The 25,189-nt window shown below is 41.7% G+C and carries 22 protein-coding genes; 9 read left to right on the forward strand and 13 right to left on the reverse strand.

The window, feature by feature from the left end; genetic code table 11:
• Nucleotides 1-877: 877 nt before the first annotated feature.
• The 3 genes from GNE10_RS04985 to GNE10_RS04995 form a co-directional block, all read right to left on the reverse strand.
• Nucleotides 878-1,378, reverse strand: a complete 501-nt coding sequence (locus GNE10_RS04985; protein WP_099071409.1) for an RNA-binding protein — start codon at nt 1,376-1,378, stop codon at nt 878-880.
• Nucleotides 1,379-2,033: 655 nt separating this feature from the next.
• Complete coding sequence (locus tag GNE10_RS04990; protein ID WP_185563926.1) at nt 2,034-4,277, reverse strand: zinc metalloprotease HtpX; 2,244 nt, start codon at nt 4,275-4,277, stop codon at nt 2,034-2,036.
• Between the two features lie 326 nt (nt 4,278-4,603).
• Nucleotides 4,604-6,232 carry a peptide chain release factor 3 gene (locus GNE10_RS04995; RefSeq protein ID WP_099071407.1) on the reverse strand — a complete coding sequence of 543 codons (1,629 nt, stop codon included), beginning with the start codon at nt 6,230-6,232 and terminating at the stop codon, nt 4,604-4,606.
• Between the two features lie 126 nt (nt 6,233-6,358).
• Here GNE10_RS04995 and GNE10_RS05000 point away from each other — a divergent pair, with 126 nt between their 5' ends.
• The 5 genes from GNE10_RS05000 to secD all read left to right on the forward strand — a co-directional run bounded on the left by GNE10_RS05000 (nt 6,359) and on the right by secD (nt 12,500).
• Nucleotides 6,359-6,718, forward strand: coding sequence for a DUF4870 domain-containing protein (locus tag GNE10_RS05000; RefSeq protein ID WP_099071406.1), 360 nt, complete (start codon nt 6,359-6,361; stop codon nt 6,716-6,718).
• 403 nt (nt 6,719-7,121) lie between these two features.
• Complete coding sequence (hemB, locus tag GNE10_RS05005; RefSeq protein WP_099071405.1) at nt 7,122-8,102, forward strand: porphobilinogen synthase; 981 nt, start codon at nt 7,122-7,124, stop codon at nt 8,100-8,102.
• Between the two features lie 252 nt (nt 8,103-8,354).
• Entirely contained in the window at nt 8,355-8,645 is a 291-nt protein-coding gene (locus tag GNE10_RS05010) for a DNA-binding transcriptional regulator (RefSeq protein WP_185563927.1), read from the forward strand.
• Between the two features lie 927 nt (nt 8,646-9,572).
• Nucleotides 9,573-10,556, forward strand: coding sequence for an alpha-ketoacid dehydrogenase subunit beta (locus GNE10_RS05015; RefSeq protein WP_099071402.1), 984 nt, complete (start codon nt 9,573-9,575; stop codon nt 10,554-10,556).
• Between the two features lie 531 nt (nt 10,557-11,087).
• Nucleotides 11,088-12,500 (forward strand): protein translocase subunit SecD, encoded by a 1,413-nt coding sequence (gene secD, locus GNE10_RS05020; RefSeq protein WP_185563928.1) that lies wholly within the window; start codon nt 11,088-11,090, stop codon nt 12,498-12,500.
• Nucleotides 12,501-12,538: 38 nt separating this feature from the next.
• On the opposite strand, the gene GNE10_RS05025 is transcribed toward secD, so the two are convergent.
• Entirely contained in the window at nt 12,539-13,783 is a 1,245-nt protein-coding gene (locus tag GNE10_RS05025) for an RNA-guided endonuclease TnpB family protein (protein ID WP_185563929.1), read from the reverse strand.
• 68 nt (nt 13,784-13,851) lie between these two features.
• On the opposite strand from GNE10_RS05025, the gene secF reads away from it, so the two are divergent.
• The 4 genes from secF to GNE10_RS05045 all read left to right on the forward strand — a co-directional run bounded on the left by secF (nt 13,852) and on the right by GNE10_RS05045 (nt 16,875).
• Complete coding sequence (gene secF / locus GNE10_RS05030) at nt 13,852-14,838, forward strand: protein translocase subunit SecF (RefSeq protein WP_185563930.1); 987 nt, start codon at nt 13,852-13,854, stop codon at nt 14,836-14,838.
• 124 nt (nt 14,839-14,962) lie between these two features.
• A complete protein-coding gene (locus GNE10_RS05035; RefSeq protein ID WP_099071399.1) occupies nt 14,963-15,355 on the forward strand; it encodes a hypothetical protein in 393 nt (130 codons plus the stop codon).
• Nucleotides 15,356-15,472: 117 nt separating this feature from the next.
• Nucleotides 15,473-15,940: a GNAT family N-acetyltransferase gene (locus tag GNE10_RS05040; RefSeq protein WP_185563931.1), complete on the forward strand. Its 468-nt coding sequence runs from the start codon at nt 15,473-15,475 to the stop codon at nt 15,938-15,940.
• 356 nt (nt 15,941-16,296) lie between these two features.
• Complete coding sequence (locus GNE10_RS05045; protein ID WP_185563932.1) at nt 16,297-16,875, forward strand: Uma2 family endonuclease; 579 nt, start codon at nt 16,297-16,299, stop codon at nt 16,873-16,875.
• A 42-nt stretch (nt 16,876-16,917) separates the two neighbouring features.
• Here GNE10_RS05045 and GNE10_RS05050 read toward each other — a convergent pair whose 3' ends face one another.
• From GNE10_RS05050 to rpmI, 9 genes are all read right to left on the reverse strand, one after another.
• Nucleotides 16,918-17,271, reverse strand: coding sequence for a hypothetical protein (locus GNE10_RS05050; protein WP_185563933.1), 354 nt, complete (start codon nt 17,269-17,271; stop codon nt 16,918-16,920).
• Nucleotides 17,249-17,500, reverse strand: coding sequence for a DUF4926 domain-containing protein (locus tag GNE10_RS05055; RefSeq protein ID WP_185563934.1), 252 nt, complete (start codon nt 17,498-17,500; stop codon nt 17,249-17,251). Before GNE10_RS05055 ends, GNE10_RS05050 begins: the two co-directional genes overlap by 23 nt.
• A gap of 148 nt (nt 17,501-17,648) precedes the next feature.
• Nucleotides 17,649-19,175 carry a ferredoxin:protochlorophyllide reductase (ATP-dependent) subunit B gene (bchB, locus tag GNE10_RS05060; protein ID WP_185563935.1) on the reverse strand — a complete coding sequence of 509 codons (1,527 nt, stop codon included), beginning with the start codon at nt 19,173-19,175 and terminating at the stop codon, nt 17,649-17,651.
• 482 nt (nt 19,176-19,657) lie between these two features.
• Nucleotides 19,658-20,227 (reverse strand): peptidylprolyl isomerase, encoded by a 570-nt coding sequence (locus GNE10_RS05065; protein WP_185563936.1) that lies wholly within the window; start codon nt 20,225-20,227, stop codon nt 19,658-19,660.
• A 363-nt stretch (nt 20,228-20,590) separates the two neighbouring features.
• Nucleotides 20,591-22,573: a primary-amine oxidase gene (locus GNE10_RS05070; protein WP_185563937.1), complete on the reverse strand. Its 1,983-nt coding sequence runs from the start codon at nt 22,571-22,573 to the stop codon at nt 20,591-20,593.
• A gap of 190 nt (nt 22,574-22,763) precedes the next feature.
• Entirely contained in the window at nt 22,764-23,288 is a 525-nt protein-coding gene (locus tag GNE10_RS05075; RefSeq protein WP_185563938.1) for a tetratricopeptide repeat protein, read from the reverse strand.
• 198 nt (nt 23,289-23,486) lie between these two features.
• Nucleotides 23,487-24,302, reverse strand: coding sequence for a transporter substrate-binding domain-containing protein (locus GNE10_RS05080; protein WP_185563939.1), 816 nt, complete (start codon nt 24,300-24,302; stop codon nt 23,487-23,489).
• A 12-nt stretch (nt 24,303-24,314) separates the two neighbouring features.
• Nucleotides 24,315-24,671 carry a 50S ribosomal protein L20 gene (gene rplT, locus GNE10_RS05085; protein ID WP_099071389.1) on the reverse strand — a complete coding sequence of 119 codons (357 nt, stop codon included), beginning with the start codon at nt 24,669-24,671 and terminating at the stop codon, nt 24,315-24,317.
• 21 nt (nt 24,672-24,692) lie between these two features.
• Nucleotides 24,693-24,890, reverse strand: coding sequence for a 50S ribosomal protein L35 (gene rpmI / locus GNE10_RS05090; protein ID WP_185563940.1), 198 nt, complete (start codon nt 24,888-24,890; stop codon nt 24,693-24,695).
• Between the last annotated feature and the right edge of the window lie 299 nt (nt 24,891-25,189).

The raw sequence follows: 25,189 nt of genomic DNA on the forward strand, positions 1-25,189 counted from the left end.
ATCTAACTATCCAGTTTTGATACCTAATTCCTTTGATTTGAATACATTTAACTTTAACTACAAATTAAGATAAGTTTAAATTATGTATTTTTTATAATCAGTAATTTTTGCTATTAACCACAAATAAAACTTGATTCTAAATTCGCAAATATCTCAAAATTTTAAGCAAAAATACCCAAAAATTAGGAATCATACACCGTTGCTAGCCTTGTTTTAACCCCAACGCTGAGTAGTGATGTAGGAAAAGACTGCTAAAAATTTAACTCCTCCAGTTTTACCCACTGAAGGAGTTTTTATCTATGCCTTTTGTTGTGTGAAAGATTGAGATGGAGAATATATGCTAAGATATTACACTTTTGGCTTGTAGCAAGATATCTTAAGATATAAGGCAATTGCTACTGTCGATGGCTGACGGTTGACATTGATAAGTCAACCACTTGAAGTAGTTGTTTATTTTTTGGAGTTCTGGAAAATAAAAATTTTTGGGTTAGGCTTGGCATAAGCCCAATTAAAAATGCTTATATGCGTTAATTTCTAAGTAGTTTAAGCCAATTAAACATTAAATGTGATTACGAAGGGAATGTAGTGTAGCGGAGTAATGGCAAAGAGTCTATCTTACTTACCTTTTTTAAGATTGACTTACTGAATTCTCGATCCAACTTCAAAATTCACAAAACAGTGGCCGTGTTTTGTTTTGCTTGCTTTGGTACAAATCAAAACTGTAATTAGTGGTTTGAGTAAAATTCAAAAGGCAAGCTGAAAGTAGGCCTTGCACATAAAAGTTAGAAAAATACCTGCAACTAGCTATCAACAATTAAAAATTAAAAATCAAGAAAGTAATTCTGATTTTTAATTTTTAATTCTTCTCCCTTTAGGATTAATTTGTAGTTTGTGCAGCTAGCATCTGCTTGAGCTTTTCTAATTCGGAAGCCCAACGGGGATCTGGACGAATAGCGTCTGATTCCGTGCTTGTGGTGGTTTCACGGGAACTACTACCACCACCGCCACGACGAGATTTCTTAGAACCTTTATCGCGACGACTACCTTCTTTGTTAACACTAGGAGTCGGGTTGCTACTAGCAACGCTAGCTGCTTTAGGAGCTTGCTCCTCGCCTTCCTCACCCTTTGTACGAGGTAACGCCTTCTCTAACTTTATGGGAGTGTCTTTAAACATCTGACCGTTATATTTTTCTATTATTTGGTCAGCTTGTTCGTCATTGTTCACCGTCAGAAAACCAAAACCACGGCATTTGCCGGTTTTCCGGTCTTTGATTAATTTAGTAGTTACAGCATCACCTTCAGCTGCGAACACTGCTTGTAGATCTTGACGATCGATTTCTTCTTTGGGCAAATTACCTATATATAGGCGAACGGACATGAACTATACCTCCAGAAATTAATGAACATGGCAAGGTGAGAAAACCATCACTTGGCTTTGGCTTTTAAAATAGATGCTATTAAGAAAGACTGCCACCAACCAATTTTTTGCTCCAAACTATCAACCTATACAATACAGTTTTTCGTTGGGATCAAGCTTATTTAATCCAAAGGCCCACACTACGATGAGCTAATAACACCTTAATTCTAAGAGTTGTAAATTTAATAGCCTACTGTCTGCCAAAGTACACGCTTTCTTCAATCGTGTTTTTCGCAGAACAAAATACCATCCTTTACATTACCACGGTATTTTCTACCTAGCTAGTTTAGCGCACACATTTTCGACTTTAGTATTACCGCATCGTAGCATAAAACACATTTTTTATTCAAGGCGAGATTTTTGGAAACAAAAACCAGCCAGTGGCTGGTTGATTTGCTGCTGTGTTGGGAGGATAAATCTGATATAGAGGGGGAAAAAGCATCCGAATTCATCACAAAGCGATGAAACTGAGTTATTTCGGCTGCTATTGTTTGTGTAAATAAATGTAACACTTTTCTAGAAAACCTGCAACAATTGTTTACATTTTGCTCGATCGCTTGTCCTTTGTCCTTTGCCAGTTGTCCAAAGCAAATGACCAATGACTAATAACTAATGACTAACCAGTGAGAAAAACATACGCACCCCAAGCTTGGGCTGCAACTGCTAAAGCAGTAGACCAAATGGGATGAGGGCTATGAATGGTTTTACCACTTTGAGTTTCTAGGGTTTGGATATCGATCCAAGGTGTTGCTCCTCGCCGGAACCAACCTGTGACGATAATTTGCCGACCAATCAAATCCTGGTGATTGAGTGACTGTCCTAGCCAGGAAACATGATGTAATTTCACTAGACCCGCGCTTGATTGTAATATTAAATCTTGGGCTAAGGAGTTGTCAGTGCCTTGACGACCTAACAATTTGCCTACAAGACGCACGCTGATGCTGTCAATGGGTAAAGTAGAGGCATCAGCTAACAAATTGGGCAGACAGTCATCAGTTTGTACAGTGTGGGGCTTAATATCGGGAAAAAAAGAATTAATTCTAATCACTGTCCCGATGCTAAAACCAATCAAAACACAGCCTGTAATGAAAGACCAATCCTCATAAATCCACTTGAGATTTAAAAACTTAAGTGCGAATGCTAATTGCCATGCTAGCCATACCAAACCTGCAAACAGAAATCCAAGGGGGATTCCTAACCAAGGAGCGACTTGCAATAAAAAAGACTGACGTTTAACTTTTAATTGTGGTTCGCTGGGAAAATGTAATTCGGTGTCTAAATGCCAGTGACGGGCTATTTGGCAAAGGCGTTCGATGCGATCGCCCACCAAAGGATGGCTATTATTAATCGTAAACCATCGCCGATAGGGATTGACAATATCCCATCTCAAAAAAGATTCAAAAGAAAGATGACTAGCAATTGTGCCTAGAGAAAGACTTTGTTGATAGCCCATCGGTGCGACGAGATTTAAGCTTTCCAACTGGTAACTAGTGTGTTCTTGTTTTTCGATATCAGTTGCAATTCCAATGGCAATTTTCAACAAGCCACGAATCAAAGCATTGGGATTTCCAGTAATTTCGGCTGCGGTGCGATCGCTATAATAAAGCCGCAACCGCGACAACCACAATGCAGTCCCAGTCAGCAAACACCAAACTCCATAAATCAAACTAGCCACAATTGTCACAGGAGTGCGCCAAATTTTTCCTGATATTTTGTCACCCAACTTTGATATTTGTTCGTATACCTGATAAATCGGTAGCGTCACCAGCAACACCAAAGACATAACAACAAAATCCCAGTGAGCAATGTGCCCTAGCTGGGTGGCGCAAACAACGGCAATTTCGTCATCTGTTAGTTGTTCTAACAGTCCTTTACTGACTACTATTCTCCCGTTTCGTGGTAAGCTACCGTAAGTAAGAATAATCGGCGCAGCTATTGGCAAAATTCGCAGTTTGGGAAAAGGCCAATGCCTTTGTTGACAACAACGTTGTAACACCCGAACCGCTTCACGACTATGGGCATTCAATACATCTTTGGTAAGTTCTCGTTGACCGTAGAAGTTTGCCAGTAGCAAATCCAGCAACCAAGGTGATGCCGCCATTAAAACCACCAAGGTGACTAGCAAAAACCGTGTAGGGTCATTGTATAAAACCTGCAATGGTTCTGCATAGGGGAGCTTTACTAAAGCATGGTTGATGGATGCCAACATTAACTTCAAAATTTCCCGCATCACCCAAAACAAAGCGATAAATGTTCCCGCACCCAGCAGCCGCAAGGGAATTAATTTCGGCTTGCGTAAAGGTTGCCATGCCTTAGCGCGTTGTGCTTGTCGCCAATAAATAACCCCGAATAGTTTGGCTTGGGTGCGGGTGACGGAACCCATGAAACCGTGATTAACAGGCGGCGGTGGAGGTGGCGGTATGACACTAGCTTTTGGTTTAGCTAATGGCACCATTTGGGGAATGTCCTGGTTTTTGGTTGCTGTTACTTCTTCTTTTGGCTTCTCCTCTGATTTCGGAGTAGAGGGGGTTGAATTTTCAAAAGCAACAAATCCAGTTTCGACATTTTTTGATTCTGGTTCAGGTTTTTGACGTTTTGTCAAATGTTCGAGAGCGCGTTTTGCCCACTCTTGAACTTGCGGATTGTTACTCTCAATGAGGTTTTCGGAAAAGGCGATCGCTTTAGAGACTTCGCCAGTGCGGGCATAAGCCATCACTAAACCCACCCTTGCTTGTAAGTTAGCCGTGGCATTACTGTCACTGCTAGCAAGAGGTTCTAAGTGAGCGATCGCTGTTTGATAATTTCCCTGCTTGAGGGCAACTAAACCAGCCTCCAAAGACGATTTGGCATGTGAAGGCATACAGATTCTGGAACTCCAATCTCTTGTAAGTCAAACATTCAGAACTCAGAACTCAGAACTCAGAATTCAGAATTCAGAATTCAGAATTCAGGATTCTGAGCTGAGAATTCAGAATTCAATTCTGTACTACTGGTGGATGCATTAAGTGAGTTTAAGACCCCCCATCAAATTTTCAATTTGACTGTCTTCAATCAGCACAGGAATAGAACTCCAACTTTGTTGAAAAGTTCAGATTGCAGGAAGCCTACGTTGTGATTTTTCGCTGATTCATTCTGAATCCTGAATTCTGACTCCTGAATTCTGACTCCTGAATTCTGAATTCTTCTTCATTCCTCCACTGGTTGTTGACTAGAAAATACTGGGGCGATCGCGCTTAATTTCAACTCTGGATGGTCACCCTGTAACTGTTGGCAATTCCATTCATTGCGAAATAGTAACACTGGGCGTCCCATACTATCTTTGACTGTAGTGGTGTTGAATAAACGTCCCACTTTATTTAATGCTTCCCAACCACCTTCAACCCAACGGGCAACACTGTAGGGTAATAAATCTAGTATGGTTTCTACACCATACTCGTTTTGTAAACGAAACTGCACCACTTCAAATTGCAACTGACCCACCGCCGCTAAAATTGGATCGCGCTTGGCTTCATCAGTTGAATACATAATTTGCACGGCACCTTCTTCGCGCAATTCCGCAACGCCTTTTTGGAATTGCTTAAACTTCGAGGGGTTGGGGTTCCTCAGAGTTGCAAACAGTTCCGGCGAAAAATACGGAATTCCTTCATATTCGAGCTTTTGCCCCGTGTAAATTGTATCCCCGATGGCAAAAACACCGGGATTGTTTAAACCAATCACATCGCCAGGATAAGCTTCATCAATGGATTCTCTCTCCTGAGCAAAGAGTTTTTGCGGACGGGAGAGACGGACGAGTTTACCGGTACGAGCGTGATTCACCATCATATCTTTTTCAAACTTACCAGTGCAGACCCGGACAAAGGCGACGCGATCGCGGTGTTTCGGATCCATGTTTGCTTGCAGTTTGAACACAAACCCAGAAAATTCTGGGTATGTGGGGGGAACTTCGCCAACAGTGCTGTTGTGGGAACCGGGTTTGAGGGCATAGTCTAGGAAGTACTTGAGGAATAACTCTACCCCAAAGTTTGTCATGGCGCTACCAAAGAACACTGGCGTCATTTTGCCATCATGTACCAACTGTAAATCTAGCTCTGGGCCAACTCCTTCTAACAGTTCTAGATCGTTTTTCAGTTGATAGTACAAGTCTTGTTCTAGTAGCTCTTCTATTCTCCGATCGCCTAATTCAACTATCGTATCACGGGCCTCTCGGCTACCGTGGGCGCTGCGCTCAAATAAGTGAATTTGTTGCTTGTGTCGGTCAAAAACACCTTTAAAGCGATCGCCCATGCCAATGGGCCAGTTTACCGCGTAGGTTTGTAACTTTAATTCTTGCTCAATTTCATCCAAAAGTTCTAGAGGTTCTCTTCCTGGGCGATCGAGCTTGTTGACAAATGTAAAAATTGGGATACCGCGCAGCTTACACACTTCAAATAATTTGCGGGTTTGCGGTTCCAAACCTTTTGCCACATCAATCAGCATCACTGCGTTATCAGCCGCAGCAAGGGTGCGGTAAGTATCTTCACTGAAATCTTGGTGTCCTGGTGTATCTAATAAATTTATTTGGCAGTTTTGGTAGGAAAATTGCAACACTGTGGAAGTAATGGAAATACCGCGTTGTTGTTCCATAGCCATCCAGTCTGACGTGGCCTTGCGTTGTGCCCGTCGCGCCTTCACAGCCCCAGCTTCGTGAATTGCACCCCCATAAAGGAGTAGCTTTTCTGTGAGGGTCGTTTTACCTGCATCAGGGTGAGATATAATTGCAAAGTTGCGACGAAGTTCCACTGCGCGATCGAGTTCAGACTCAAGTTCAATTGACATAACTGTATTTGTTTGTAAGTTAACTTAATTTTTTTCGACTTTGGCAAGTCTTTTAATCTTAAGACAACGATGGTCGCGATCGGGTCGTAATATAACCAATAATCTGACTAAATTTAGGAGAAAGGAATGTACGACACAGACAAGCGAAAGCTTTTATCTGCCTTGTCTCATGGAGCCATTTTTTTCAGCACTGCTGTTGTATCTGTCGGTATACCTATTGCCGTACTGTTCGTATCTGACGATCCTGTTGTTAAAGAAAACGCCAAAGAATCCATCAATTTCCACTTTAATGTCTGGTTCTACGGAGCGATTCTAGGAGCGTTGTTTTTTCTATTTGGTTGGCTGGTGTTACCACTATTATTATTGGGGCCGCTAGCAGCTCTTGGCTATTTGTTGCATTGGGGACTAACGATTTGGGCAATTACTAAAGTTTTTAGCAATCCTGATACACCCTTTCGCTATCCCTTTATTTTACGAGTTTTTTAGCATCAATTGTGTGTATGGGTATGGGGCATAGGGGATAGGGCATTGGTAATTTTGTTGGTTATTTTTATATTGCTGTTGGTCTACTATTTTATACACAGCTGATAGTTAGAATTTGACCAACAGAAAGTCTGACAATTTTCAAGTGTGAATTGTTTATTGTTTATAAATACAATGCCCAATGCCCAATGCCCAATGCCTATTCTCAATTTTTATATCGTTTTTCTAACTTGTCGGATAGATGTCAAGTAAGCTGTAAAATACAAAATTGCCCTACAAATTGATCCAAGTAGGGCAAATGTCAGTTAAGCACTTTTTGTAGTTTGTCTGATGGCAGGAAACTTTTCCCCTGCTTTTGTGACGCTTTGTTTTGTGTCCATTGCGTTGTTTTTCTTCATCAAACTTTATGTTTCCTATACATCGCCCCCGCCGCCTGCGTACCCATCCACAACTGCGCCGGATGGTTCGTGAAACAGTTTTGACAACAAGTGATTTCATTTACCCACTATTTGCAGTACCGGGTGAAGGAATTGCTAACGAGGTAAAATCCATGCCCGGAGTCTACCAGCTTTCGGTAGATAAAATTGTCGAAGAAGCGAAAGAGGTTTATGACTTAGGAATTCCTGCCATCATTCTATTTGGTATTCCCGCTGACAAGGATGTAGATGCTACTGGCGCTTGGCATGATTGCGGTATTGTCCAAAAAGCTGCAACTGCTGTCAAAGCAGCAGTACCAGATTTGATTGTAGTTGTTGATACTTGCTTGTGTGAGTATACCAGTCATGGACATTGCGGTTATTTGCAAGTTGGTGATTTGACAGGAAGGGTTTTAAATGACCCTACTTTGGAATTGTTGAAAAAAACAGCAGTTTCTCAAGTAAATGCTGGTGCGGATATCATTGCGCCTTCTGGGATGATGGATGGTTTTGTGCAAGCAATTCGTCAAGGTTTGGATGAAGCTGGCTTCCAAGACACACCGATTTTGTCTTATGCTGCTAAATACGCTTCGGCTTATTATGGCCCCTTTAGGGATGCAGCAGACTCGACGCCGCAATTTGGAGACAGAAGAACTTATCAAATGGATCCAGGTAACAGTCGTGAAGCAATTAAAGAAATTGAATTGGATATTGCCGAAGGTGCTGATATGCTGATGGTTAAGCCAGCCTTGGCATACATGGATATTATCTGGCGGGTGAAGGAAGCAAGTAATTTACCAGTTGCAGCTTACAATGTTTCTGGTGAGTATTCGATGATTAAAGCTGCGGCTCTCAATGGTTGGGTTGATGAAGAGCGTGTAGTTTTGGAAACTTTAACTGGGTTTAAACGCGCTGGAGCAGATCTGATTTTGACTTATCATGCTAAAGATGCGGCGCGATGGTTAAAGTAAGGTAGGCAATTGAGTCAGAATTTAAAAATCTCACGCAGAGGCACAAAGTTTTTTGTGTTTTGGTCTTCGGGCGTGAGATTTTTGTATTTGTATATTATCTACGCCATTGCACACAAATCAGGGATTCCCTTGTTTGCAAGAGGGAGACGCGATCGCTTATAAAAGAAGATAGTTAATAAATTTTGCTCAATTGCCATCAAATGTCAATTGATTTAATAAAAGGTTTCAATATTTTCGAGGGGAGCATGAAATATGGATATGCAAGTCCTGAGAGAGCGTGCTGGTCTTAGCCGTGCGGAGGTGGCCTTCAGGCTTGCAATCAGTGAAACTAGTGTTCGCAACTGGGAAGCTGGGCGTACTGAACCCACGATGACACCAAAAAAATATTTAGATGCTTTGCGCCTGTTCAAATGTACACCCGAAGAATTGGCAGCTGCAAGCGAAAAATCAATTAATCAGCGGCATAAACGCAAACCAGGTAGACCGAGACGCTTTCCGGATACTCAAGTACCTCAAGTAACTGATTCACCAGTTTGTAGCTGAGAATTCAGGAGTCAGGAGTCAGAATTCAGGAGTCAGAATTCAGGAGTCAGAATTCAGGAGTCAGAATCCAGAATTCAGAATTCAGAATGCATAACTAGAAAAAGTTCGGTTTTAAAGCAAGGTTCAGAGGGTCGCAGGCTCACTAGCACTGCGCTAAATAGGTAGACATAATTAAATGTAAAATTGAAATGTAAAATACAAGAGCTTAAAAGCTTGATAGCAACTGACTTTTCTCTTCTGCTTTCTGCCTCTTGCCTTCTACTTATCGCCCAGTAATACTGAATTCACCAATTCTGAGTCCTGAATTCTAGATTATTGTTGATAAAATCTAACTTAGGAATGTAGATTTTTTGATTTACAACTCCTAGTCTAAGGTGCGTTAGCTGTCTTGGTAACTTGATGTTTCTCAGGTATTGGCATATTAAGCTAATGGGAACGCAGCATAAGTCAGGCATTTGATTATCAGGGACTAATTTTGCCTCTGTTTTGGAGTTAAAATTTGATGTTTGATTTTGCTCCTGAGAAGATTTTGCTTCTACCACTACTGGAAAGATAAAGTTTCGATCTTGATTGATAAACGTTCTCACACCTGATGAGCAAAAAATCAGCACTTCCTTGGTCTGTTAAATAGTTGGTTTATGAGACATTTGCTACCGTATATTTACTTAAGATGTAGAGTTGGGTAACAATTTTGATATAGTTGTCTGGGCGATGACTTCCTGCTTGGAAGGAAAATAGCAATTAAACAGACAGCGTAGGAGATTGGAAATCAGAAACAATCAACAAAGAAACTTTTTCGCAATTCTTAGGGTTTATGCCAGGGGCGGTTCCTTTAGAAAAACCAAACTCTAACCAGTGCGATCGCTCACGGTATTTGCCACAACCACACGATAAAATTCTAAAACCATAATCGTACTAAAGGTCTAAATGGCAGAAACACTATTCTTCAACGCCTTGCGTGAAGCCATTGATGAAGAAATGGCGCGTGACTCCAGCGTATTTGTTCTGGGTGAAGACGTAGGACACTACGGCGGTTCCTACAAAGTTACCAAAGACCTGTACCAAAAGTATGGCGAACTCCGAATTCTAGACACCCCCATTGCTGAAAACAGCTTCACAGGCTTGGCAGTGGGAGCAGCTATGACTGGGTTGCGCCCCATCATCGAAGGTATGAATATGGGCTTCTTACTCCTAGCGTTTAATCAAATATCCAATAACGCTGGAATGCTGCGCTACACTTCTGGCGGTAACTTCAAAATTCCGATGGTAATTCGCGGCCCCGGAGGTGTGGGACGACAGCTAGGGGCTGAACACTCCCAGCGTCTAGAAACCTACTTCCAAGCAGTACCGGGGTTGAAGATTGTAGCCTGTTCCACACCCAGAAACGCTAAAGGATTGCTCAAATCCGCTATCCGCGATGATAATCCAGTATTGTTCTTTGAACACGTTTTACTTTACAACTTGAAAGAAGACTTACCAGAAGAAGAATATTTGCTGCCCCTGGATAAGGCAGAACTTGTGCGTCAAGGAAAAGATGTCACAATTATTACTTATTCAAGAATGCGCCATCATGTGCTGCAAGCGGTAAAAACTCTTGAAAAACAAGGATACGATCCAGAAGTTATTGATTTAATATCTCTCAAACCATTAGATTTTGATACCATAGGTGCATCAGTAAGAAAAACCCATAAAGTGATTGTTGTGGAAGAATCCATGCGAACTGCGGGTATAGGAGCAGAAGTCATCGCTTCAATAAACGATCGCTTATTTGATGAATTGGATGCACCAGTACTGCGGCTTTCTTCTCAAGATATCCCCACACCTTACAACGGCAATTTGGAAAGACTAACAATTGTCCAACCAGAGCAAATAGTAGAAGCTGTGGAAAAAATGGTAGCGTTGCGAGTCTAAAAGTTGGGAGTTAGGAGTTAAAAGTTAGGAGTGAGGAGTGAGGAGTGAGGAGTGAGGAGTTAAAAGTGAGGAGTGAGGAGTGAGGAGTGAGGAGTGAGGAGTGAGGAGTGAGGAGTGAGGAGTTAAAAATTTGAAAGTTGAGTTTTGACTTCAAACTCGAACTTTCGACTCCCAACTCCCAACTCATAACTCATAACTCCCAACTCCCAACTCATAACTCATAACTCCCAACTCTCAACTCCCAACTCATAACTCATAACTCATAACTCCCAACTCTCAACTCCCAACTCATAACTCATAACTCATAACTCCCAACTCTCAACTCCCAACTCATAACTCATAACTCCTAACTCATAACTCCTAACTCATAACTCCCAACTCATAACTCCCAACTCATAACTCCTAACTCATAACTCCCAACTCCTAACTCCTAACTCATAACTCCTAACTCCTAACTCCTAACTCCTAACTCTCAACTCATAACTGCCTAAAAGAGCGCTATTATAGCCTTTGTCAGTTGCGAGTTATGGTATGCAAAGACAGCAATCGCTATTAATCTTGATTTTAGTTCTGGTAATCGCTGCAATAGCTGTGATTGCTACTATTCCGATACCTCTTGGACTTGATTTGCAGGGAGGTTCACAACTCACAATTCAGGTGAAACCATCAGCGGAAATTCCGCAAATCACCGAACGAGAATTGGAAGGTGTGAAGAAAGTTGTTGAAGGACGGATTAATGGTTTGGGTGTTTCTGAGCCAGTAATCCAAACAGTGGGCACAGATAAGGTACTGGTGCAATTACCAGGGGTTAACGACCCAGAGCAAGCCGAACGGGTGCTAGGGGGTACGGCGCAATTAGAATTCCGCACGCAAAAGCCGAATACAGAAACTCAACTTTTAGCTTTCCAAACATCGCGAGCTGAATTGAAGGTAAAGCAAGAAGAGTTAAGAAAAAGCAACGATAAAGCAGCAATAACCAAAAATCAAGAAGATTTAAAGAAAAATAATCAAGCGATCGTTGAATTGTTTGAAAGTACCAACCCGCCACTAATCGGTAAATACCTCAAAGATGCCTATGGCGAACCCACTCAAGGTAACAATTGGAATGTTGCCATTCGCTTCGACCAAAAGGGTGGCGAACTTTTCGCTCAACTGACGAAAAACCTTGCTGGTACTGGGCGGAGTATTGGTGTTTTTCTCGATAATGAATTAATCAGCGCTCCTACTGTTGGTTTAGAATTTGCCGCCACTGGGATTACTGGAGGCTCAGCGGTGATTACCGGTCGGTTTACCGCACAACAAGCAAATGACTTGGGCGTACAGCTACGCGGTGGTGCTTTACCAGTACCAGTGGAAATAGCTGAAATTCGTACTGTTGGGGCAACTTTAGGTAAAGACAGTATTACTAGCAGTATCTATGCTGGTATTGGTGGTCTGGTTTTAGTATTAATATTCATGGTGGTGTACTATAGACTACCAGGAGTAATTGCGGATATAGCACTATTGATCTACGCTTTGTTGACCTGGGCTACCTTTGCTTTGTTGGGTGTCACCTTGACTTTGCCAGGAATTGCTGGTTTTATTCTCAGTATTGGTATGGCGGTAGACGCAAATGTACTGATTTTTGAGCGGACGCGGGAAGAATTGCAAGCAGGCAAATCCCTTTATCGTTCTGTAGAATCTGGTTTTTACCGCGCCTTTTCGAGTATTCTAGACGGCAACGTGACTACAGTCATCGCCTGCGCTGCACTATTCTGGTTAGGGGCTGGCTTGGTGAAGGGTTTTGCTTTAACCTTGGCTTTGGGAGTAGCGGTGAGTATGTTTACAGCAATTACCTGTAGTCGTACTTTTATGTTTTTGGCAATTACAATTCCCGCACTCAAAAAACCAGAATATTTCTCTCCCAAGCTGCCAACATCTAATAAGGCAGAGGTGTCTCATTGACATACTCACCGCCCTAAAAGTGCGGTGACTCCTAAGACTCACGACTTAGGTTTCTGTTTCCTTCCCTGACGGGTTTTTTGCAACTGCCCTTTAACGCTATGGTTATTAGGTCTTATGTTCGCTCCACAGACTGTAACGGTGTGTCCCACCGCGAAAATGTTCTTGGCTGCATTGATATCTCGGTCATGGTGCGTCCCACAGTTAGGGCAGTCCCACTCTCTGATATTTAACGGCAATTTATTGAGAATATGCCCACAGTTACCACAGCGTTTAGAACTGGGAAACCATCGGTCAATTTTCACCAAGGTTCGACCATACCATTTGGCTTTATATTCCAGTTGTCTCACCAACTCACCCCATGCAGCATCGCCGATAGCACGGGCAAGCTTGGGATTGTTGACCCTTACGGGTTCGCCAGTCGCTTCAAGTCGGGAAACCCGCCCAACGCGCTGACTCACCATATTCTTAACCGCCAAATCCTCAACAACTATCGTTTGGTTTTCACGAATCAGTCGAGTTGTCAGTTTGTGCAGATGGTCTTTTCTGGAGTCGGAAATCTTAGCTTGAATCTGAGCAACTTTGAGTCTTGCTTTATCTCGATTACAAGAAGCTTTTTGCTTACGGCTCAAAGACTTTTGTGCTTTCCTCAACTTTTGATAGTGCTTATTAAACGCTTTGGGGTTAGCAATCTTTTCACCCGTACTCAGGGTAACAAGGCTAGTCACTCCAACATCCAAGCCAACAGCATTATCAACGGGATGCAAAGTTTCGTCAGTCGGATCGTTGATCCGCAAACTAACAAACCATCGTCCAGAAGGTTCAAGTCTAACGGTTATGGTACTAGGTTCACACCCCTTTGGCAGTTGCCTAGACCATTTAATTGCCAGTGGTTGAGAACACTTAGCCAAATATACTTGTCCATCCTTCCACCGGAAAGCAGACTTAGTGAATTCTGCACTGCCACCGCTACGCTTGTTTTTGAAGTTGGGGTATCTTGCCCTGCCAGCAAAGAAGTTGGTAAATGCAGTTTGCAGATGTCTCAAGCCTTGTTGCAGTGGCACACAACTAACCTCATTCAAAAACTGGAGGTCTTCAAGTTTTTTCCACTGCGTCAACATGGTGGAGGTTTGAGCGTAATCTACTCGCTCTTGCCTGTGGTACCATGCCTCGGTTCTTGCCGCCAATGCTCGGTTAAAAACCAACCGCACACAGCCAATTGTCCGGCGCAATATTTGTTCTTGCTCGGTAGTTGGGTAAAAACGGTAGCGGTAGGCTTTCTCCATACTTCACATTTTACTACGTTCCATGTAAAGCCGTCCTTTATGACGGGGTTTCAGACCCAGGAGTTTTGATGAAACTGAGTATTAACAAATCGCGATCGCTATGGTGGGCTATTTCTAGTGCCATCATCTTGGCTGGTATCATCTCAATGGTGGTTTCTTGGCAAAACCCCGACATCAAAGCACCCCTACGTCCCAGTTTGGATTTTGTCGGTGGTACGCGATTGCAGTTTGAACGGGATTGTACCAAACCCGGTAACTGCGATCGACCAATTGATATTAACGTTGTTCGAGAAGTCGCTAAAACTCAGGGATTGGGCGATAGCAGTATCCAAATTGTTGCTGACAAAAACACTGGTGCAGAAAATGGTATATTAATCCGCACAAAAACTTTGGAGCGCGAGCAGCGTACCAACTTGCAAAATGCCTTAAGCGAAAAAGTCGGTACTTTTGACGAGCAAAAAAATCAATTTGACACCGTTGGCCCTACCCTGGGAGGAGAACTGTTTAGATCTGGAGTTATAGCTCTAATAGTTTCCTTTGCAGGTATTATTATTTACTTAAGTTTCCGGTTTCAGTTAGATTATGCGGTATTTGCCATTGTCGCCCTATTTCATGATATCTTGATTACGGTAGGGATTTTTTCGATTTTTGGTTTAGTATTCGGTACTGAAGTCGATAGCTTATTTATCGTTGCGCTACTGACGATTACAGGTTTTTCAGTCAACGATACAGTGGTGATTTACGATCGCATTCGCGAAACCCTCAAAATTAATCCCAACGAAGCGATCGGTGACATTGTAGATGATGCTGTCAACCAAACCCTAACAAGGTCTATCAACACGACTTTTACAACATTGCTAACATTATTTGCAATCTTTTTATTTGGTGGAGAAACACTGAAAAACTTTGCCCTAGCTTTAATTATTGGCTTTATTGCAGGGGCTTATTCCAGTATTTTCATCGCCAGTACTTTGTTAACTTTGTGGCGAGAACGCACGGATAAATCTCCGACGCTGGTTAATGCTGAATCAATTGATACATCTTCGGGTAATTAGTCATTGGGTATGAGAAGAGGACAAGGGAGACAAGGGAGACGGGGAAAGGGACAAGGAGAATAATTCAATTCTTAATTCCTAACTCAGCACTCCTAAATAACTAATGACTAATGACTAATGACTAATGACTAATGACAAAGAACAAATTACAACTGACCAGGAATTTGCTCAACAAGTAGAGAGGCTATACCAGCTAACTGTATATGGCCGATGGTTATTTGTGGGCTGTTTATGGCTCACCGTTGCGCCTATTTGCTTGTGGGGTTTACGTGCAGAAATTTCTCTGTGGCAACAATATTTTACTTGGGTCGCAGTGCGATATGGGCTGGTTTATCATCCACTGCCTACCTTCGGTTTATCCTTTTGTATAGGGATGACTGCTGCTGTATTAGTTTGGCAAAGTCGCAATATTTTACTGGGATTACCAGAGCAAGAAAAACAACGTTTAGAAAAACAAGTTCATCGCATACGTCAGCAGGGGCCTACTCATCCTTTATGGAAGTGGGTTTGTAACTGAATACTACCATATCCAAAGAAATTTTCTCTCTTGTTGCGTAGAGATATACACATTCAACAATTTCTAGCAAAATATGACTTAGCAATAGCTAAGATACAGCCAAAGTGAGTGGAATACATGAACAATCCTCAAATTCAATTTAGCGATCGCAAATCTGAGATTGACCTTTACCAACTCCAAGAACTGTTAAACATTTCAGCTTTCTGGGCAAAAGGCCGCAGTATTGAGGATTTAAGTATAGCCATTACCAACAGCGAGCCAGTGATTTCCGTCTGGGATAATCAGCGACTCATTGGCTTTGCTAGAGCAACATCTGATGGCATATATCGCGCTACGATTTGGGATGTTGTAATTCATCCAGACTATCGAAATAGCGGTTTGGGAAGTAATTTAGTGGAAACTGTTTTGAGTCATCCCCGCATGAGATGGGTTGAACGCGTTTATCTAATGACTACTCATCAACAGGAATTTTATAAAAAAATTGGTTTCCAGCCCAACACTAGCACTACGATGGTGTTGTATAACTTAGCCAATCTGAGTTTACTTTCCGACACAGAAGTTGAACTTCAAGAATCACCGAAATAGTCGTGTGTGTTGACTGTTGACTGTTGACTGTTGACTGCTGAGTGTCAATTGTCAACAGTTTTCTAGTTTCTTGGCTCCCCAATCAATTTTATTTATAGCAACAACAAAGGCGATTAGGACATTAACAAACGATAAAATTTAGACACAACAAGACTTTTCACCTAATCACCATCTCCCCAGTCCCTTACTTCGCTGAAAATTTGCCTTGACAGCTTCCTAAGCCTCTTAGAATGCCCAGGTTGATATTTTTTGGTCAATCAGTGGAAATATTAACATCCCCAAAAGAATTATCAGGAGAAGATGTTTTACTAGGATTTATTGAAATTTGTCAATTCTTTGGAGGTAAAGATTGATTTATGACAGCGATCGCCATTAAATTAAACTCCATCATCCAACTCACTGACAATCAATTTTATCAACTCTGTCGGGAAAATCCTGAAATTAAATTTGAGCGCAATGCAGCCGGAGAACTGCTTATCATGTCACCCACAGGCGGAGAAACTGGAAATATTAATTCAGAAATTAGTGCTGATTTTGTGATTTGGAATCGTCAAACTCAACTAGGAATTTGCTTTGATTCTTCCACCTGCTTTAAACTCCCTAATGGTGCTAACCGTTCTCCTGATGTTGCTTGGATTAAGAAAGAACGATGGGATGCACTCACACCCGAACAAAAAGAAAAATTCCCGCCAATTGGCCCAGATTTTGTTTTGGAGTTAATGTCACCCAGTGATACTTTGCGAGAAACTCAAGAGAAAATGCAGGAATATATCGATAATGGAGTCAAATTAGGTTGGTTAATTAATCCCAAAATGCGGCAAGTCGAAATTTATCGTCTTGGTCAACCAGTGGAAATATTAACATCTCCACAAGAACTGTCAGGAGAAGATGTTTTACCAGGATTTATTTTAAATTTACAAATAATCTGGAGATAAATATTTTGTTAGTACAAATCATTGCTGAATAAAAGATAAAACTTATAATTCACTAGGATCGCTTAAAACCTTGCCTAATGATTCACTAAAATAAACAACTTGATAATTAGGTGCAAGTTCCGTTTGCAGTTGCTTCCACAAACTAATTCCTTCTTTTTCAAAAGCTGCTTCGGCTTCTGGACTCAATTCTGGTGAATTAGCAGGATCTTGCCAATTTAATGTTGCATCGTAAACTTCTGTCCATTTTTCTAAACGGCTAATAGTTTCTGGAATTAATGGCAATGACTCTGGGTCAATGTCGCCAACTTTATCAGGACTCACCCACCATAGTGGGTAGCATCCATAATCAGCCATTAATTTGATTATTTCTGCCTCAAACTGTCTGTTTTGTATCATGTTCAACATTTCCCCAAGTTTCAGGTAGAGGGTTCACCCAAGAAACAGGTACAGAAACAACATCCAAAGTTTCACCGTCTTGAAATACTTCTAAAATATATCCAGGTTCTTGTTGAGTTTTAGTAGGATGTAGATGATCCAATACAACGCCTCTATTGCCTACTTTTACAGGGCTGTTAGGAACGTCTTGCTTTAGTTCTACCCACTGAAATAAGCTAGCTGTTATCATTGCTTAATTCTCCCGTGACCTATCCGGTTTTAGTGTTATAAATCTCACAAATTTAGACATGAGGGGATTTTCATAAATTTAATTTATAAAAATAGGGAATCAAGATTACTCTCAACTCCCCGATAAATTTTACTTGCTAGCTGAAAAACTATGCTCCAACAGCTTCCTTCGCGGCGTACAAGACTTCGGCACTGATTTCTTTGAAACCTCGTTCGCGGGCAAATTTTTCAGTATTTCGTTTCACTTTACCGCGCACAAATCCCGGAATTTTATTCAATTCTGCTTGACCATCTTTTGTCCAACTCAGGTCAGAATCAGCAGAAATTCCTTTAGTAATTACTTCTTTGGTATCGTGACCTCCAAAGATTTCTAACAGATGATCTTCCATTCCTAAGGTGAAGGAATTGTAGATTAAATCTGTAATTTGATTTGTACCTTCGTAGCCCATAAATGGTTTGTAACCAATGGGGAAATTCTGGATGTGGATGGGTGCAGCAATTACACCGCAAGGAATATCTAAGCGCTTACCTACGTGGCGTTCCATTTGGGTGCCGAAAATCGCTGAGGGTTCAACGCGGGCGATCGCATCGCCAATTGCGCCATGATCGTCTGTAATCAGCACTTCATCGCAATATTCGCTTACTTGTTCCCGGAACCAGTCTGCATCATACTTGCAGTAGGTTCCAGCCCAAACTACATGAATCCCCATTTCCCGTGACAAAATTTTGGTGATGGCGGCGGCGTGGGTGTTGTCGCCAAATACCACTGCCTTTTTACCAGTTAAGTTTTGACAGTCAATGGAACGAGAAAACCAAGCAGCCTGGGATACATGCAAAGTTTGTTCGTTGATGAAGTCTTCGTAGTCTACATCAGCGCCTTGGGCGTTAATTACCTGCTGTATTTTACGGATACAACGAGCAGTTTCCACTACACCCATCGGTGTAATGTCTATGTAAGGTGTTCCGAATTCTGCTTCTAAATAACGAGCCGCAGCCAAGCCGAGTTCGCGGTAAGGTACTAAGTTAAACCAGGCTTGGGGCATTTTCTTTAATTCGTTAACAGAAGCGCCTTCCGGAATTACGGTATTAACTTCAATTCCCAAGTCAGCCATTAACCGCTTGAGTTCGGTGGAGTCGTGCTGGTTGTGGAAACCAAGGGTAGAAATACCGATGATGTTAACGGATGGTTTTTCGGTTTTGCCTGCTGGCAATTGGCCTTTTTTGCGGGCTTTTTCAATGTAGAATTGCACAATTTGGTGCAGAGTGCGATCGGCTGCTTGCAGTTCGTTGTAACGGTAGTGGTTCACGTCCGCTAGCATTACGTCACCTTTGGCTTCTAGCTGCGCCCGTTCCACAAAGTTGTGCAAATCTTCTTGCAAAATACTAGAAGTGCAAGTGGGAGTTAACACAATTAAATCTGGGCGTTCCTCAGCGTCTTTGCGGGTGATATTATCTACCACCTTTTCTTGAGAACCCCGTGCCAAAACATTGCGATCGACTACGCTGGTTGTGACTGGAGTAAAATTCCTCTCCCGTTCTAGCATGGAACGCATAACGTTGAAGTAGTCATCGCCTAGTGGCGCGTGCATGATTGCGTGAACGTTTTTGAAAGAACTAGCAATTCGGAGAGTGCCGATATGGGCCGGGCCTGCATACATCCAGTAAGCCAATTTCATTTGTGTCTTCTCCCTGTCCAACTTAAATAACACGAAGTCCCATTAGCGATGGACTATAAGTGCATGATTATTTATTCAATCGTTTTTGATTGTCGCAAAACTTGTATTCCAATGAAGTGAAGACTTGTAAGGATTTTGCCTGGAGTCTGTAGGCATAAGCGTCGCCCAAACTGGGTTCCTGATTGAAATCTAGCTTCTGAATTTCACAACATTACTATTGCTTATTTAAAATAAATCTTAATTTTTCGGCAAATTTGTTATCAATTCGCTGCGATAAATGAAACTAGTTTGCGTAAAGCTTGAGTCATAATTTATTCTTCTACTGTTGAGTGTTGACTGATGACTGTTAACCGTCAACCATCAACAGTCAACAGTGTCAAGGTTTTTTGAGAGTCCGTTTAACACTTATGATTAGATCCGAGGCTCTTACACACCAGAAACGGATAGTTGTTTGATTAGCAATTAAACAGACATGAAATTAGTTACTGTCGAAAAATTTCTACTTTTTCTAACACTACTTCTTGATTAGGACGGTCTCTAGTTGTAGGTACATTGGCAATGCGGTTGACTACATCTATACCTTGCACAACTTTACCAAAAACACTGTGTTTGCCATCAAGATAAGGTGTTGGTACTTCTGTAATAAACCACTGCGAACCATTAGTACCGGGCCCCGCATTTGCCATTGAGAGAATCCCTGCACTAGAGTGTTTCAATTCTGGATGAAACTCATCTTCAAATCTATATCCAGGGCCACCAGTACCCCAACGGTTAGCCATATCGAGATAACGAGTTAGAGGATCGCCGCACTGAATCATAAAACTAGGAATGACTCGATGAAAGCGAACCCCATCATAGGCAGGAGTACCCTTGAGAGATTGACCTGTTTTCGGGTCTTTCCAATCGATTGCTCCAGTTGCTAGACCAACAAAATTTTTCACAGTGTTGGGGGTTTTTTCTTCTTCTAAACTAACTACAATTTCCCCTAAAGAAGTAATTAAACGAGCGTGAAGTTTGCCACTACCGGGAATATTAATTTCTGGAAAATTCATGAATTATCCTCTGAATGAAAATTGCCAGTTTTTGAACTATGAGTAGCTTATCAGGATTCAACCAATTAATAATTAGTAATTCGTAATTATTAGTGAAATAGCACACCAAAACCTGTAATTTTATGGTTGGGAATTAATTGGTGTCTAAATCTCCAACAGGTATAACAGTAGCTAGTGAGATTAGGACATCAACTGATTGCTAAACATCAGCATCAAGAGACTTTGAATACTGTTGTCTATTGGCTGTTCCCTGCTATAAATTGCAAATTACGAATTACGAATTATAAATTACGAATTCCTTTAAGTTACAGGTTTACACATTACCAAAAAACTCAACCAAAAAAAATTAAGAAAAAGAATATTTTACTCTGGTAAATTAATGGCTGGATTGCGGCTAAAGAAACCTCTGGGTGCTAGCTTAAATCCAACTCGGTGGACAGGCATGACAGGCCAATCTTCCGATCGCGGAATATGAGTCACGCCCATTGTGTACCATAACACGATATCTTCGCCCAGCAACGATTCGTCATCTGCAATATATCTAGGCAAACCCTCTCGTGGCTGAGTTTGATTCGGATAATCGCCGCCAGCATAAAGTTCGCCTGGTTTATATTTTGTTACCCAAATATGGTGTGTGGCGAATTCTGCACGTTCGCGGATTTTTGACCCTTCCACAGGAAAAAGCATAGCATTTGCTTCTGGCATCAGCATATATCCAGGCGCAGCACCAAGGGCATTCTTTTTATCTGCACTCACAATCATCCATTCTCGACTGTGTTTTAAATCCAAATCTCGTACAGCAGCCGTTTCTTTGGTTAACGGATTTTCTATGACTACCATTGCATTTCCCAAAGGATTTTTTTCATCCATCGGTAAAGCGTTAACATTCATTTCCATCACCGAATTAGTTTTACCATCCACATCCAAATCTAGGCGATAGTTGAAAAAGTGCTGGTGATTGACTCCGATAATATTTTTTGCAATTAGTTGACCGTAGGAATTTTCTGGGGATTGTTTTTCGGCCGCTGTTCCCTGTACCAATACAATACCTGTTAATTCGTTTTGTACTTCTAAAGTTCCATCTTGGCGAAAAATCCAATTGAGGGTGTAATCATAATTGTCAATTGCCACCGTCATTTTCATCACTAATTCTCGATTCCGACGGACATCGTTACGTTGAGTATTATATTCATAATGTTTCCAGAGGATGCCGTTATCGCGTTCGTAGACACCAATAACCCCTGGCATTTTATAAGGTTCTCCCTGTTCATCAGCAAATATCGCATCTAACAAAACACCATTTTCAGGAATTTCCTTACCCAACTCCATCTTATTTGCTAATAAACCAAGGTTGTATTCCCCAACATCAAAGGCATTTCTAAACGACCAAGTAGGCTCAGTATCCCCATAAGGAACTACCATTTCTGAGAGGCTAGCGCGATATAAAACTGGCCGGACATTTTCTGAATCTTTGTGTGTAACTTGGTATAGAACTAATCCACTACGAGGATGCATTAAATAACGAAAATTCCAACCTTGCCAGGTAATTTCATTGTCACGTATTTGGAAAGTTTGACCATTGGGTTGGAGAATTTTTAATGCTTTGGGAGGTGAAAATAATTTTCCCACAGATTTCACATCGTAGTTCCAATTTTCTTGAGAAAAAGGTACTTTTTTGCTATCAACAATACTTGCAATTTTACCTGTATTTAAATTTACTGTTGCTACCACTCCCTCAATGGGACTACCGTAATAATTCCAGCCTTTGCCTGTATAATAAGATAATCCCCGACAAAGGCGATCGCCTGTTTTTTCTTCCTGTTTGCTGAGAATTCCTGGTGCCCACCAACTAATTTTAACTTGGTCAAAATCATTAATTCCCCGCCTTCGCATAGCTGCTTGCCATCGGGAATCAGCTTTAACTACCTGAGTCGCCAGTTCATATTCTGAATTAACGAGTGCAGGTTGGACGGAGGGTATTTCTTTCCAAGAATTTAAGGTTTTGGTTGTTAAATCAATCACTCCCTCAAAAGTTTTGTTTTGGGAACGCTCATAGATGACCAAAAAAACTTGGCGCTTGAAAGCTTTACCAGGCATAAAATTTAGCACTTCTTCTTTATCTGGTTCTTGTAAAGCAATCAGTGGAAAAACTGCCATTTCGCTCAAAGTTTTTTCTCTTTTAACAACCGCCACAGCCGTATTAATTTCTACTTCAGTTAACGCACTTAAAGGATGGGAAATTAAAGTCTGCTCAGCAGATAATTTTCCCATTAATCCAAATGAAATAGAAATGACAACAATAATGGCAATAGCTAGCCAAAAAAAATACCTTAGCCGCTTAATCATCTTTTTATGATAGAAGACATGTAGTTATCTATTTCCAAGCGTGAGCATGAAAACCGATAAATTTAGGGGCTAAGGGTAAATTAATTTAGTTGGGGAATGGAGGGGAGCAGGGGAGACAAGGGAGACAAGGGAGACAAGGAGAGTAATTCATAACCAACCAATGCCCAATGTCCAATGCCCAATTCCCAATTTATACAGAAACTAAACGACGTAAAGATTCAGCGCGGCGTTTAGCAATAGAGTTATTGGGAGCAAACTTAAGTGCTTCCTCGTAAGTTTGTAATGCTTGAGTATTTAATTTTTTCTTCTCATAGGCGTGACCGAGATTATTCAACGCTGTTACATAATCTGGTTTAAATTTGAGGGCTTCTTTGTAGTGACGAATTGCTAGGTCATATTGCTCTTGAGTAAAGTAAGCATAACCTAGTCCATTGTAGATGGGAGCGATATTTTCTTCTTCCTCTTCTTGGGCAGCTTTCAGAGCTTTTTGAAATAAGGCGATCGCCTGCGAATACAATTTTTTTTCCGAATAAATACTCCCTAACTCATAATATTCTTGAGTCGTACCCTTTTCTTTCTCTAGTTTCTTCCTTAACTTAGCGAAAGAGCTTTCTATCTTGCGAGTTTTGAGAATTTGACGAAAAACACCCACAACAGTAAATGTGAGCAAACCTACCAAAATTGACAGATAAATTACGGCTAGATTATTATCCATTGCCTGCAAATACAAATATTAAAAGTTGCTTCTGTATCTATTATCAGCCTATTGGGGAGATGCGCTTCGACTTCGTTCACCAACCGGCAGATAAGAGAATAATTCTTAACTCCTAACTCCCAACTCCCAACTCCAAACTCCAAACTCCCAACTCCCAACTCCCAACTCCCAACTCCCAACTCCCAACTCAGCACTCACTTACGGTAAACCCCAATATTTAACGCGTTTATCGAGCCAACCTTGTGCTATGTAACGAGCGATCGCTCCGTTGACTCGTCGTCTGAATTCATCGTACTGCAATCCCTTGGGCATTACCACAGACAATGGTTCAGTTGATAGCTTGGTGGCTAGTAATCGATATTGCGGATATTGTTGCACCCAACCGCTCAGAACGCTAGCATCTGCGGCAAAGGCGACAACGGCATTATTTTCTATTTGCTCTCGCGCTTGTTGGTAGGAATCCACTCCCACTAACTCGGCGTTTGGCAAATAGTACCGGACTTTGGCAATTGTAGTGGAGTTATTGAGTAGGGCAATTTTTTGTTTGCCCAAATCCTTTAACTGCTGCACAGAAGCATCTTTTGTAATTAATACAGTGCTATCTAAGTAGTAAGGAACGCTCAAATCAACTACGCGGGCCCGTGAGGGAGTTGCTGTTACCCTAGCGATCGCTAAATCAACTTTTTTGTCTAAAACTACAGACAAGCGATCGCGATTCGCTACGGGTTGAAATTTGACAGCATTTTTTTTACCTAGCAAGTCAATTGCTAACTGCTGTGCCAAGTCAATTTCTAAGCCTTGCAAGTTGCCGCTATCATCTTTGAATCCCAAAGGACGCAAGTTATCTTTAACTGCAACAGTTAAATAACCCCGTCGCTGTATTTCTGGCAGTTCGGCGGCAGATGCCGTTAATCCTGTGCCGACAAAGCAAAAGCAGCAAATCCAAATAACAGTAGCGGATAATACCAGATGTAACCGAGTAATTACTTGCCTACTGTTACATCGGTTATTCATCCGTTACCACCTTTATCTTTTAACTTGATTGGCTAATTCAGCAACTTTGCCGAAACTTGCAGGATCGAGTACTGCTAGTTGTGCCAACATTTTGCGATTTAGTTGGACTTCAGCTTTTTTCAAGTTTCCGATCAACTGGCTGTAACTCAAGCCGTGTAGTCTTGCAGCAGCGTTGATGCGAGTAATCCAGAGGCGACGAAAATCGCGCTTTTTCTTTTTGCGATCGCGGTAGGCACTCCGCAGCGCCTTCATTACTTGTTGGTTAGCAGTTCTAAACAAAGTCGAGTGGGAACCGCGAAAACCTTTAGCTAATTTGAGAATTTTATTGCGGCGTTTGCGAGCTACGTTACCGCGTTTTACCCGTGTCATATACTTAATTTCCTAATGGGCTTACAAGTATGGCAGCATTAACCGCACGTTATCTTCATCGCGTTCGTGTACAAGTGTAGTCTTGGACAGGTCACGCTTTTTGTTGGAGGTTTTATGCTCTAAAAGGTGGTTTTTGAAAGCTTTGCGACGGACGATTTTGCCGTTGCCGGTGGCACGGAATCGCTTCGCTGCTGCTTTACGAGTCTTGAGTTTAGGCATTGTCTAGCTTTAATTCGACACAATCCCTCATTATATATCATTTAAAGTTCGTCTAAGTTCAAAACTGAAGTTTTTCAAAAGAGAACGGCGAACTCTGAACAGGGAAGAGTTGAGGATTTGGCAATCATATCAGGTTCGGTTAAAGACCCATAATTAGGACTGACGCGGGGACACGGAGACACGGGGACGCGGAGAGGTTTTTATTATGGGTAATTAGCCGGACATGATATCAAACCCTTTTCCGGTAAACCAGAAAGCCCGCCCTAGTGAGAGCAACTTCAATCTGCAACACTAGGGGC

The sequence above is a fragment of the Nostoc sp. 2RC genome, from assembly GCF_014222165.1.
Classification (GTDB): domain Bacteria; phylum Cyanobacteriota; class Cyanobacteriia; order Cyanobacteriales; family Nostocaceae; genus Nostoc; species Nostoc linckia.

Excerpts from the sequence above, each read along its gene's own strand:
- GNE10_RS04985 (WP_099071409.1), bottom strand. The coding sequence starts at position 1,378 with ATGTCCGTTCGCCTATATATAGGTAATTTGCCCAAAGAAGAAATCGAT.
- GNE10_RS04990 (WP_185563926.1), bottom strand. The coding sequence starts at position 4,277 with ATGCCTTCACATGCCAAATCGTCTTTGGAGGCTGGTTTAGTTGCCCTC.
- GNE10_RS04995 (WP_099071407.1), bottom strand. The coding sequence starts at position 6,232 with ATGTCAATTGAACTTGAGTCTGAACTCGATCGCGCAGTGGAACTTCGT.
- GNE10_RS05000 (WP_099071406.1), top strand. The coding sequence starts at position 6,359 with ATGTACGACACAGACAAGCGAAAGCTTTTATCTGCCTTGTCTCATGGA.
- hemB (WP_099071405.1), top strand. The coding sequence starts at position 7,122 with ATGTTTCCTATACATCGCCCCCGCCGCCTGCGTACCCATCCACAACTG.
- GNE10_RS05010 (WP_185563927.1), top strand. The coding sequence starts at position 8,355 with ATGGATATGCAAGTCCTGAGAGAGCGTGCTGGTCTTAGCCGTGCGGAG.
- GNE10_RS05015 (WP_099071402.1), top strand. The coding sequence starts at position 9,573 with ATGGCAGAAACACTATTCTTCAACGCCTTGCGTGAAGCCATTGATGAA.
- secD (WP_185563928.1), top strand. The coding sequence starts at position 11,088 with ATGCAAAGACAGCAATCGCTATTAATCTTGATTTTAGTTCTGGTAATC.
- GNE10_RS05025 (WP_185563929.1), bottom strand. The coding sequence starts at position 13,783 with ATGGAGAAAGCCTACCGCTACCGTTTTTACCCAACTACCGAGCAAGAA.
- secF (WP_185563930.1), top strand. The coding sequence starts at position 13,852 with ATGAAACTGAGTATTAACAAATCGCGATCGCTATGGTGGGCTATTTCT.
- GNE10_RS05035 (WP_099071399.1), top strand. The coding sequence starts at position 14,963 with ATGACTAATGACAAAGAACAAATTACAACTGACCAGGAATTTGCTCAA.
- GNE10_RS05040 (WP_185563931.1), top strand. The coding sequence starts at position 15,473 with ATGAACAATCCTCAAATTCAATTTAGCGATCGCAAATCTGAGATTGAC.
- GNE10_RS05045 (WP_185563932.1), top strand. The coding sequence starts at position 16,297 with ATGACAGCGATCGCCATTAAATTAAACTCCATCATCCAACTCACTGAC.
- GNE10_RS05050 (WP_185563933.1), bottom strand. The coding sequence starts at position 17,271 with ATGATACAAAACAGACAGTTTGAGGCAGAAATAATCAAATTAATGGCT.
- GNE10_RS05055 (WP_185563934.1), bottom strand. The coding sequence starts at position 17,500 with ATGATAACAGCTAGCTTATTTCAGTGGGTAGAACTAAAGCAAGACGTT.
- bchB (WP_185563935.1), bottom strand. The coding sequence starts at position 19,175 with ATGAAATTGGCTTACTGGATGTATGCAGGCCCGGCCCATATCGGCACT.
- GNE10_RS05065 (WP_185563936.1), bottom strand. The coding sequence starts at position 20,227 with ATGAATTTTCCAGAAATTAATATTCCCGGTAGTGGCAAACTTCACGCT.
- GNE10_RS05070 (WP_185563937.1), bottom strand. The coding sequence starts at position 22,573 with ATGATTAAGCGGCTAAGGTATTTTTTTTGGCTAGCTATTGCCATTATT.
- GNE10_RS05075 (WP_185563938.1), bottom strand. The coding sequence starts at position 23,288 with ATGGATAATAATCTAGCCGTAATTTATCTGTCAATTTTGGTAGGTTTG.
- GNE10_RS05080 (WP_185563939.1), bottom strand. The coding sequence starts at position 24,302 with ATGAATAACCGATGTAACAGTAGGCAAGTAATTACTCGGTTACATCTG.
- rplT (WP_099071389.1), bottom strand. The coding sequence starts at position 24,671 with ATGACACGGGTAAAACGCGGTAACGTAGCTCGCAAACGCCGCAATAAA.
- rpmI (WP_185563940.1), bottom strand. The coding sequence starts at position 24,890 with ATGCCTAAACTCAAGACTCGTAAAGCAGCAGCGAAGCGATTCCGTGCC.